Source organism: Planktothrix sp. FACHB-1355 (assembly GCF_014748295.1).
GTDB lineage: Bacteria > Cyanobacteriota > Cyanobacteriia > Cyanobacteriales > Aerosakkonemataceae > Aerosakkonema > Aerosakkonema funiforme_A.
In genome coordinates, this window is the sequence record NZ_JACJUP010000071.1 from 1 (window position 1) to 11,635 (window position 11,635).

Here is an 11,635-nt window from a genome sequence, read left to right on the forward strand (position 1 = left end):
CATTAAAGCTAACGGCGCTGCCAATTTATTCTTGCTCAATCCCAACGGGATTATTTTTGGCCCAAACGCTTCCTTAAATATAGGTGGCTCGTTTTTTGCGACTACCGCTAATAGCGTTAAATTTGGTGGTGGCAGCGAGTTCAGCGCCATAAATCCGCAAGTTCCCCCTCTACTAACTGTCAACGTACCTATAGGCTTACAATTTGGGTCAAATCCAGGACAAATCGTCGTACAAGGGCCTGGTAATAATCTGAAAATAGATTCAGAAACCTATGGTGAAGAAGTATATATTAGAGACGATCGCCCCGTTGGACTGCAAGTAAATCCCCGTCAGACTCTAGCATTAATCGGCGGCGAAATATTACTCGCAGGCGGTAATCTCACAGCACCAAACGGACGTATTGAAATAGGTAGTGTAGCCGCAGAAGGACAGGTAAAACTAGCTGCTACCCAACTAGGATGGATCTTGAATTATTCAGAGAGCCAAAATTTCTCCGATATTCACTTCGATCGAGCTGCATCTGCCGATACCAGCGGCGAAGGTGGGGGCAGCATTCAAATACAAAGTCGGCAACTTTCTTTAGGTGAAGGAAGCGCTATTTTAGCTTTAACTCTGGGGTCAGAACCAGGTGGAAATATTGATATTCGCACTTCTGATTCCGTTCTCATCAGCGGTGCCAATAGCCAACGAGTATATAGCTTTATAGCGGCAGAAACCAATCCCAATTCTACAGGTAATGCTGGAAACATTTCTATTGAAACTAATAGATTAATTCTCGATGATGGTGCATTGATATCTTCCTCTACTTTTACTGTTGGCGCAGGAGGTTCCTTAAGGATAAGCGCTACAGAATCAGTGGAATTAAGAGGTGTAGACCCGAATGGATTGGGCAGCTTTTTAGGAACAGAAGCGCTGCCCGGTTCGACCGGAAATGCTGGCGATCTAACGATCGAAACCGGAAAATTGATTCTGCAAGATGGCGCTTCCATAACATCTGGTACTGATGGGGCAGGTAATGGCGGTTCTCTTTCTGTACGCGCCTCTGAATCGGTGGAATTGAGCGGTGCGGATAGAGAAGGAACGGTTAGCGCTTTGCAAACACAAGTACGAGAAGTAAGTTTGGGCAATGCAGGTAATTTAGCGATCGAAACCAGACAGTTGATCGTCCGAGATGGCGGACAAATATCTGCCGGTACTGCTGGCGCAGGGTCAGCAGGTATCTTGCGAATCAACGCTACCGATGCTGTCGATATTAGGGGAACATCAGCAGATGGTATGATTCCCAGCAGTTTGACTACTTCTGTCGAACAGGGAGCAACTGGTGCAGGCGGTAATTTAACAATAGAAACTGGAAGGTTAATTGTAGGGGAAGGAGCGAGGATATCCACAACTACTGCCAGTGCTTCACCAGCAGGAAACTTGACTGTTAAAGCTACCGATTTTGTCGAATTAATCGGCACGGGGAGATATGTTGAAAATCTGGAAAGAATTATCGGTTTCACAGCAGATGTGTCTAATTTCCGCAATGGCTTATTTGCGATCGGTTTCGGTGGTGGAAATGCTGGAAATATGACGATCGAAACCCGAAGATTGATCGCTCGCGATGGTGCTTTGGTGCTTGCTTCTAATTTGGGTGGCGGACAGGGCGGACAAATGACCCTCAACGCTTCCGACTCGATCGATGTGAGTGCGTCTCTGCTATCTAATGGAAATGTACCTGGAAGCATTGGCACTGCTGGCAATTTAACCATTAATACCCAGAATTTGACTATCCGCAATGGAGCGATAATCTCCACAGGTACGGCGGGATTCGGTCGTGGTGGGAATCTTACTGTCAACGCCACCGAATCTGTAGAATTAATTGGCGGCAACCCATTTTTTATTCTCAATAGACCTGCGGACACCAACTTGACTGCCAGTAGTTTGGGGCCAGCACCAGCGGGAGACTTGACGATCGCGACCAGAAGGTTGACAGTTAGAAATGGAGCAACTGTAGCAACCAGCACTTTCGGTTCGGGGCGGGGCGGTGCTTTAACAGTAACGGCAACAGACTCCCTTGTAGTAGAAGGAACACCTTCGGGCAGGATTCCCAGCGCTTTGATCGGCAGTACTCAAGGAAGCGGAGATGCGGGAAATGTAAATATCACCGCCGGAAGGCTAATCGTCCGCAATGGTGGGTTAATCGCGGCAAACAGTGTGGGGACTGGAAGTGCAGGCGATTTGCAAATTGCAGCTAATTTCTTGCAATTAGATAACCAAGGTGCCATTAGCGCCAGAACGGCAGCAGGCGATCGCGGCAATATCATTTTACAAACAGATAGCACACAACTGCGTCGCGATAGTTCGATCGCCACAGACGCCACCGGTGCTGCTACGGGTGGGAATATCACCATCAACACAGACACTTTAATCGCTCTGGCAAATAGCAACATTACTGCTAATGCCGTTCAAGGTCAAGGCGGTAATATCTTCCTCAACGCTTCTGGTGTCTTTCGTTCTGTCGATAGCGATATCACCGCTACTTCTCAGTTTGGGGTTAGCGGTACGGTGGAAGTGAGAACGCCCGATAGCAATGTGCAGAATGCTTTTGCAGCTATTTCCACTAATTTTATTGTTCCCGATACTCTTTTAGTCAGCAGTTGCGCCACTCGCAGGGGTATCGCTAACAGCATCACCGTTACTGGTACTGGCGGTTTACCTCCCAACCCCTTCGAGGTTCTCAACGGTCGCTATACTTTGTCTGGTGTGCAAGGTGTCAGCAGTAGAGAGGGAGAGGAACAAAGCAGCAGAGAAAATTTGCCAGCAGCGAGTCGCTATCCTCAAATTGAGGAAGCGCAAGGCATAGTCGTAACGCCAAATCGACAGACTATGCTGGTAACACAAGCGCAACTTTTAGCGATACGCGGTGAGGAACAAGGTAATGCGATCGCTAATGCCGATCGTTTAATTTGTAACTAACTCAAGTCCTTAATTATAGCCTATCCTGGTTGATTGCCCGCTTTGTCTTCTGTCTTCTCTTTTCTGCCTTCTTCCCGTCGAGAGTAGTTTGTTTAAAAAGCTGGTACTTAATCCTGATTTGGTATTAGTTGTAATGTATATGTAGCAAAATTGCCTATTTCCGATAGTTGGATAAAAATCTATTGTTATGTTAGAGTTTTGCGCGATACTGTCTTAAGGCAGAGTTCGTTAATTATTACTTCAAAAGGCTGAAGTTGTCGCCCGTGCCTAACTTACCCTAAGATTAGATACGTTTCTACGATCGTCACGCCAATGGCGTATCCGCAAACTTTAGGGAAAAGGATATAATAATTAGTAATACCAATTTCCTGTAAACTCTGATTACTATTTCTTACAGAAGCTACTGTAGGTCGCCAGGTTTTCAGACAAAATAATTACTAAATAGTAAGTGCATCTTCATGGATATTTTGTATAAATAGCTATCGAGACTATTCTCCAATTCTCAATCCTTGACTTATGATAAAGTTTAGTCACCTATTTGGGATGGCTGGTTGTGTATACTTATGGAGCGCGATCGCATCTGCTACACAAGCTCAAATCGTACCCGATGCCACTCTTCCGACTAATTCTACTATTACAATTAACGGCAACACCAACACGATCGAAGGTGGCACCCAAGCAGGCAGCAATTTATTTCACAGCTTTCAAGAATTTTCTATTCCAACTGGTAGCAGCGCCTTCTTCAACAACGCACTAGATATCCAAAATATCTTCAGCCGCATCACGGGTGGATCTATATCTAATATAGATGGTTTAATCAAAGCAAACGGCACAGCTAACTTATTCCTACTCAATCCCAATGGTATAATTTTTGGCCCTAACGCCCAATTAAATATCGGCGGCTCTTTTTTCGCCAGCACCGCCAACAGTATCAGATTTGCCGATAATACCGAATTCAGCGCTAGCAATCCGCAAACTTCTCCCCTTCTTACTGTTAGCGTACCCATCGGTTTGCAATTTGGTGTAAATCCCGGACAGATTGTTGTGCAGGGGAACGGTAATAATTTAAGCATCGACTCAGAAACTTATGGTGACGATGTTTACATCAGAGATGAACGCCCCGTCGGACTGCAAGTAAATCCCGGTCAAACTTTGGCACTTCTTGGTAGGGATATTCTATTAGATAGCGGTAATCTCACAGCACCAAGCGGACGCATAGAATTGGGAAGCGTAGCGACAGAAGGAAATGTAAATTTAACATCCTCTAAAATTGGTTGGGTTTTGGGTTATCAAGAAATTCATAATTTCGGCGATATCAGCTTAAATAAAGCCGCATCTGTCGATACCAGCGGCGAAGGCGGCGGTAGCATTCAAGTGCAAAGTCGGCAACTTTCTCTGGGAGAAGGAAGTGCCTTTTTAGCATTGACTTTGGGATCGTCAAATGGTATTGGTATCGATATCCGGGCTGCCGATTCTATCCGCATGAGCGGTGTCAATTCCCAAGGAGTCTACAGCTTTGTGGCAGCAGAAACCAATCCAAACTCCACCGGAAATGCCGGAAATATTACAGTAGAAACTGGCAATTTAATTCTCGACAATGGCGCTTTGATATCTTCTTCTACTTTCGGCGCAGGTCATGGTGGTTCTCTGACAATACGCGCCAGCGAATCGGTAGAATTAAAAGGTGTAGATCCGAATGGATTGGGCAGTTTTTTAGGAACTGAAGCACTGCCCGGTTCTACAGGTAATGCCGGAGATTTGATAATTGAAACGGGTAGTTTAATTCTACAAGATGGAGCTGCGATTACCTCTGCCACTGAAGGGAAAGGTAATGGCGGTTCTCTCACTGTACGCGCTGCTGAATCGGTGGAATTGATGGGTGCGGATAAGGAGGGTACGGGCAGTGCTTTGCAGACAACAGTCGGTAGAGAAAGTTTGGGGAATGCGGGGAATTTGGCGATCGAAACCAGACGGTTAAGCGTGCGAGATGGAGGACAAATATCTGCGGGTACTTCTGGCGCAGGTTCCGCGAGTACGTTGACAGTAAAAGCTACCGATTCTGTGGATATTAGGGGAACATCAGCCGATGGAGAAACTCCCAGCAGCTTAAATACTTCTGTCGAACAGGGAGCAACTGGCGCAGGCGGTAATTTAACTGTAGAAACCGGGCGGTTAATCGTCGGTGAGGGAGCGAGGATATCGACAACTACAGCAAGTGCTTCCGCAGCGGGAAACTTGACAGTGAAGGCGACCGATTCGGTAGAGCTAATCGGTACGGGAAAATATCTGGAAAGCCTGGAACAAATTAGCAGTTTCACTGCAACTCCGTCCATCTTCCGCAACGGCTTGTTTACGATCAGTTTTGGTAGTGGAAATGCGGGAAATATGACGATCGAAACCCGCAGATTTATCGCTCGCGATGGTGCTTTGGCGCAGGCTTCTAATTTTGGCGGCGGTGAGAGAGGAGGACAGATGACCTTCAATGCTACCGATGCGATGGAAGTGAGCGCTTCTCTCTTATCTAATGGAAATGGCCCAGGCAGTATTGGTCGTGCTGGCGATTTAACGATTAATACTCAAAACTTGACGATGCGCGATGGCGCGATAATATCCACAGGCACCGCAGGATTCGGTCGCGGTGGAAACCTTACCATTAACGCCACTGAATCTATACAATTAATTGGCGGCAACCCATATTTTGTTCTCGGTAAACCGGGAGACACGGCTTTGAATGCAAGTAGCGTCGGGCCAGCACCAGCGGGAGACTTAACAATTTCAACTCGAAGGTTGACAATCAGCAATGGAGCCAATGCCTCAACCACCACTTTTGCTTCGGGGCGGGGCGGCTCGCTAACTGTAAAAGCAACGGATACTTTAACAATAGATGGTATATCTGGGCTCTTCACTCCCAGCGCGTTGACCGGTACCACTCAGGGAAGCGGAGATGCAGGAAATGTGAGCGTTACCGCCGGAACATTGATTATCCGCAATGGAGGGTTAATAGCTGCGGACAGTTTGGGGATCGGAAGTGCGGGCAACCTGGAAATTACGGCTAGTTTGTTGCGACTGGATAGGCAAGGTTTCATCAGTGCCAGAACCGCAGTGGGCGATCGCGGCAATATCATTGTACAAACTGATGACGGACAGCTGCGTGGGAATAGTGCGATCGTTACCGATGCTTCTGGTACTGCTACTGGTGGCAATATCATCATCAATACCGACACCATCGTTACCTTGCAAAATAGCAACATTACAGCCAATGCGGTTCAAGGTCAAGGCGGTAATATCAACCTCAACGCTATCGGTGTTTTTCTTTCTCCCGGTAGCAATATTACCGCTACTTCTGAGTTTGGTCTCAGCGGTACGGTGGAAGTAAGAACGCCGAACGGTAACGTAGAGAATGCTTTTGCACCCATTTCCGCTAATTTTGCGATCGCAGATACTCTTTTAGCCAACAGTTGCGATGTTCGTAGGCGGATGAATAACAGCATCACCGTTACTGGTACTGGCGGTTTACCTCCCAACCCCTTCGAGGTTCTCAGCGGTCGCTATACTGTGGCGGGAGTGCAGGGTCTAAGCACAGGGGCACAGGGGTACAGGGGCATAGGAGATTACCGAATCCTCACTCCCCTGTCTGCAATTCAGGAAGCGCAGGGGATAGCTGTAACGCCAAATGGACGGACAATGCTACTAACGCAAGCGCAACTGAGAGCAATAGGTGGTGAGGGACAAGGTAATGCGATCGCTAATGCTAATGACTTAATTTGTAAGTAGTTGTTCAGACTCGCTCGCGAGTATCAAAGCCAGAATTAAACCTGGGGCGGGCAGTGCCCACCAAAATGCCTGTAACCTTTGAGATGAGCTAATGGTGGGCAGTGCCCACCCTACAAATTATTTTTGGTTTATTTACGCCCACTTACTTAAAAGCGATATCCTGGATTTTCCGGCGTTATATTTAGGTTAAATTTAACCACAGATGAACACAGATGAACACAGATGAACACAGATGTTATTAAAACTTTTTGCCTTTTTATTTTCCCCTTGACATTTTGCCTTTTGACTGACAGACTATCAGCACAAATTCTACCCGATGCTACTTTGCCAGTTAATTCTATTGTTAACCGACAAGGCAATACCCATTCGATCGAGGGAGGAACTAGAACAGGTAACAACCTATTTCACAGTTTTAAAGAATTTTCCATACCCACCGACAGCAGCGCATTTTTCAACAACGCTCTCGATATTCAAAACATTTTTACTCGCGTCACAGGTGAAACTATTTCTAATATAGATGGCAGGCTCGAAGCCAACGGCAGCGCCAACATCTTCTTGCTCAATCCCAACGGAATTATTTTTGGCCCAAACGCGCAGCTAAATATCGGCGGTTCGTTTCTAGCTAGTACCGCTAATACCATTTTGTTCGCAGATAAAACAGAATTTAGCGCCGTTCAACCCAACGCTCCACCGCTACTGGCTGTCAGCGTTCCTGTTGGTTTGCAATTTGGTGGATCGCATCCCGGTACAATGCAAGTGCAAGGGTCAAATCTCGCCGTACAAACTGGAAACACTTTGGCACTTGTGGGCGGTGATGTCACGATTTATGGCAGCAACAATCCCCTAGCAACTGGTTTAACTGCGGGCGGAATTCCCTTAACAATAGTAGCAGGAAATGTCGTACCAACTACAAGGGGAGGACGGATTGAATTAGGCAGCGTAACTTCTGGTAAAGTGTCGATCGCACCCACTCAACTCGGTTTTGCTTTAGGCTATTCAGATATTCAAAGTTTTGGTAATATTCAACTATTAAATGGAGCAACTGTCGATACTAGCGGTACAGGCGGCGGTGAAATTCAAGTCACGGCGCGAAATTTAGAATTACAAGAGCGATCGCGCATTATATCTATTACTTTGGGTAGCGATAACGGCGGCACAATAATTGCCAATACTGCTGAATCATTACAAATGATAGGGACAGGAGAATATGATGAAAATATTAGACGGTTCGTGTCTGGAAATCTTACTCTTGATGGTCTCCGAAACGGTTTTTTCAGTATCAGCTTTGGTGCAGGAGCGGCTGGTAATATTATAATTAATAGTCGCGATTTCATGGCTCGCAATGGCACCTACGTTACTACTTCCACTTTTAGCACAGGTCGCGGTGGAGATATCACGGTAAATGCTACAGAATCGATAGATTTGAGCGCATCGCTTTTGGCGACGGGCACTGGAGTTGGCAATGGCGGAAATGCTGGAAAATTGACCGTAAATACGCGCAATTTTAGAGCGCGGGATAATGCCATTCTATCAACTTCTACTATTGGCGGAGGCGAAGGCGGAAATTTACTTGCCAACGTTTCCGAGTCGCTAGAACTGATTGGCAGCGACCCAATTTATCTGTCGCCAATTGTGCGCGTTTTCACTGGTTTTTTTACCAGCAGTTTGGGTACGGGAAATGCTGGTAAATTGCAAGTAAATACTGGACGTTTAACAGTGCGATCGGGCGCAGGATTGGCAGCTAGTTCGTTTTCTCAAGGAAACGGCGGGGATATCGTTATTAATGCTTTGTCAACGCTCGAATTAATTGGTAAGTCTCCTGACGGTACGGCTCTCAGTTCTGTTGCTGCTGTTACCGAGCCTGGCTCTACAGGCAATGGTGGAAATCTCATCGTAAATACTGGTAATCTCATTCTTCAAGATGGAGGCAGACTCAGCGTTCGCAGTCGAGGTACCGGGAGAACTGGCAATTTAGATATTAAAGCTGATTATATTTTTCTTGGCAAAGAAGGTGGATTTGAAGGAACAGCAATAACGGGAGAAGGTGCAGATATAAATGTCATATCTAACTTCTTGTTACTGGACGAGAATAGTTTCATATCTGCGACTGCTGGCACAGAAGGCGGTGCGGGTAACGGTGGCAATATTACTATTTCTACAAATACATTAGTTGTGAAAAAAAATAGCGAAATTAATGCCAATGCTTTCTCCGGTCAAGGAGGTAATATACAAATCAACAGTCAAGGAATTTTTATTTCCCCAGATAGCGCTATTACTGCCAGTTCTGAAAATGGAATTAATGGCGTAGTACAAGTCAGAACTACTGATAGCAATGTGCCAAATATTTTCGCTCCATTGCTGAATAATTTTGACGTTTCAGAAGCTGTTTTAACAACCAGTTGCGTTGCGCGTGGAAAGAATTTCCAAAGCAGTTTTACTTTCATCGGGACAGGCGGTTTACCCAGCAACCCCTACGACACTCTTACCAGTCATTACAATTCGATCGGAATTCAAAATGTAAGCTCAAGCAAAAGTCCTGAAATGCATCAAAGTTTACCCTTACGTGTATGGCGCGAACAAGACCCAATTCAGGAAGCGGAAGGAATTGCAATCCTAGCTGATGGTAGCATTATTTTAGGAACAAGCTCTCAATTGGCCGTTGTTGCCAATGCTAACACTTTAATTTGTCAATTTTAATATGGCAGGTGCGCTCAAATACTTAAATAAATAAAATAGCATATCATGGAATTATCTTGAGTAAACGAAATAAAAATAATGGAAAAATTATTAGAGCGAAAATTATCGTCACTTCACTCGATCGCCAATGACTAAATTGCGCTTATCCTGGCCTAAGTTAAAACAGCACATTTGGGAATGGCGGGGTGTTGCGCTCGCCACTCCTACTGTAGCAGGATTAATTATAATTATACGTTTGAGTGGCTTATTGCAATCGTCGGAGTGGGCGGCGCTCGATCAATTTTTTCGTTGGCGTCCTAAAGAACCAATTGACGAACGCATCCTGATTGTTGGTATTGATGAATCCGATCTGCAAGGAATTAAAAAGTGGCCAGTTCCGGATGAAGTATTGGCAGAGTTGCTCAACAAAATAAAAAGTCAGCAACCGAGAGCGATCGGCTTAGACTTGTATCGAGATTTGCCAGTAGAACCCGGTCATCAAGCCTTAATTAAAGTGTTTGAATCCACACCGAACCTAATCGGTATTGAGAAAGTTGTTGGCGACAGTCGCGGTTTTTCTGTAGCCCCACCGCCAATACTGGGCAAGCAAAGTAGAGTCGGGGCTAATGATGTGGTATTGGATGGTGATGGAAAAATCCGTCGCGGTTTGTTATTTTTGACACCACCAGATCGGAATGCCATCCCCAGTTTTGGGCTACTGCTGACGATGCTTTATTTAGAAGCGGAAGGCATTACCCCTCAAGCGGCAGATAACGGTTTTCTGAAGCTGGGTAAAACCGTTTTTGTTCCTTTTGAAGCTAACGACGGTAGCTATGTGGGGGCAGATGCAGGGGGATACCAAGTAATATTGAATTTTAGAGGGCCAAGAGGCAGTTTCGCCACGGTTTCCATGAATGATGTGCTGACAGGTCGGGTACCGCCAGAGAAGATCCGCAACCGCATCGTCATTGTAGGCCCTACAGCTGCTAGTTTGAATGACTTTTTTTATACTCCATACAGTGGCGGTCGGACTAATTTCCAAGAGCGGGCAGCTGGTGTGGAAATTCACGCGCATCTAAGCAGTCAAATTCTGAGTGCGGCGCTGGAAGGGCGTTCTCCGATTAAAAGTTGGCCTGATGCGCTGGAGTGTGGATGGATCTTTTTCTGGTCTTGCGTTGGTGCTGCATTAGCTTGGCAGTTACAAAGTTGGCGGTGGACTGCCGGTAGTCTGGCGATCGCTACCACAGCTTTGCTGGGGAGTTCGTACTTGGCATTTTTGCAAAGTTGGTGGATACCCGTAATTCCGCCGATCGCCAGCTTGCTGCTTTCTGCTGTGGCGATCGTGGCATACATTGCCCATATAGAACGAAAAGACCGCAAAATCGTGATGAATATCTTCGGTCGTTACGTAACTCCCCAAATTGCGGAAGCGATCTGGCACGATCGCGATCGCTTGCTCAAGGAAGGACGCCTTAAAGGACAAAAGGTGACAGCTACTGTGCTGTTTACCGACTTGAAAAACTTCAGTACCATCTCGGAACAACTCGACCCGGAAGTGCTGATGTCTTGGCTTAACGAATATATGGAGGCGATGTCTCAGCTAGTCTTAGCTCACGGCGGTGTCGTCGATAAGTTTATTGGGGATGCAATTATGGCTGTGTTTGGCGTTCCCATTCCCCGCACCACTGAAGAAGCGATCGCCCATGACGCCAACGCAGCCGTGCGTTGTGCTGTGCAAATGGGCTCAACGTTAGAACTACTGAATGAATTGTGGAAAACCCAAGGACGCCCCACCGTTGCTATGCGTGTCGGTATCGCCACCGGTACGATCGTTACTGGCAGTCTCGGCAGTTCCCAAAGGCTAGATTACACAGCGATTGGAGATAGCGTTAACGTAGCAGCGCGGTTGGAAAGTTACGATAAATCGATCGACGGCGGTATCTGCCGGATTTTGATCGACGAGGGAACTTATCGATACATTCACGGTTCTTTTCCCACTAAACTGGTAGGTAATACGCAGCTTAAGGGTCGAGAACAGCTGACTCCTATCTACCAAGTTCTCCTTGATTGAAAAATACAACCCTTCAAGATCCCAGTTTTTGCATCCTCTTTATGTATAAATGGCATCTTTTAACAAAATGTTTACAAATTGCTTTCTACCTTTTGGTATACTAATCTAGTAAGAAAGAGTTATTCATGTTGGTAAAAGATCGAAAATTCCCTACA

At 46.1% G+C, this 11,635-nt stretch carries 4 protein-coding genes; all 4 read left to right on the top strand.

The window, feature by feature from the left end; all coding sequences use genetic code 11:
• A partial coding sequence (locus H6S82_RS05680; RefSeq protein ID WP_191056074.1) for an S-layer family protein occupies window positions 1–2,959 on the top strand: 2,959 nt, incomplete at its 5' end.
• Window positions 2,960–3,475: 516 nt separating this feature from the next.
• Entirely contained in the window at window positions 3,476–6,733 is a 3,258-nt protein-coding gene (locus H6S82_RS05685) for a filamentous hemagglutinin N-terminal domain-containing protein (protein WP_190464179.1), read from the top strand.
• 282 nt (window positions 6,734–7,015) lie between these two features.
• On the top strand, window positions 7,016–9,430 hold the full coding sequence (locus H6S82_RS05690) for a filamentous hemagglutinin N-terminal domain-containing protein (protein ID WP_191056075.1): 2,415 nt from the start codon (window positions 7,016–7,018) through the stop codon (window positions 9,428–9,430).
• Between the two features lie 127 nt (window positions 9,431–9,557).
• Window positions 9,558–11,480, top strand: a complete 1,923-nt coding sequence (locus tag H6S82_RS05695; protein WP_190464177.1) for an adenylate/guanylate cyclase domain-containing protein — start codon at window positions 9,558–9,560, stop codon at window positions 11,478–11,480.
• The last annotated feature ends 155 nt before the right edge of the window (window positions 11,481–11,635 follow it).